The 548-nt window shown below is 67.9% G+C and carries 1 protein-coding gene; it reads right to left on the bottom strand.

From position 1 onward, the window contains the following. Positions 1–548: AMP-binding protein (locus tag MB1_RS24785; protein ID WP_157084416.1), on the bottom strand; the 548-nt coding region annotated here is incomplete at both ends.

Raw genomic sequence — 548 nt, 5'->3', positions numbered from 1 at the left:
ATCGCCGACCCGGACGGCTTCGTCCAATTGGTAGAAGGCGGAGGGGGTTTGGTTGAGCACCGTCACGCCCTCGTCGATGACGAGTTGGGCGAAGGCCTCCGGCGAGCGGGTGGTCAGCTGGTCGACGACGACTAACCGGCCGCCGAACAGCAGCGCGCCCCACAGCTCCCAGACCGAGAAGTCGAACGCGAAGGAGTGGAACATCGTCCAGACGTCCGACGGGCCGAAGTCGTAGACCGACCGGGTCCGCTCGAGCAGTCGCAGGACGTTCCGATGCGGGATGACGACGCCCTTGGGCTTGCCCGTCGAGCCGGACGTGTAGATGACGTAGGCGGAGGTCGCCCCGGTGACCTCGCCCAGCCGCTCCTCCGGTCGCAGCCGCTGCGCGGGTCCGTCGGGGTCGAGTTCGTCGACCAGCACGACCGCAACCCCATCGACGGTGGGCACGGAGTCGACCACCGAACCCGCGGTCAGCAGGACCTGCGGGGCCGCATCCTCCATCACATACCGCAACCGCTCCACCGGATACGACGGATCCACCGGCACAT

The sequence above is a fragment of the Millisia brevis NBRC 105863 genome, assembly GCF_001552615.1.
Taxonomy (GTDB): domain Bacteria; phylum Actinomycetota; class Actinomycetes; order Mycobacteriales; family Mycobacteriaceae; genus Millisia; species Millisia brevis.
Note: the sequence above shows the minus strand (reverse complement) of the source record. Positions and strands in the feature narration are given on the sequence as shown.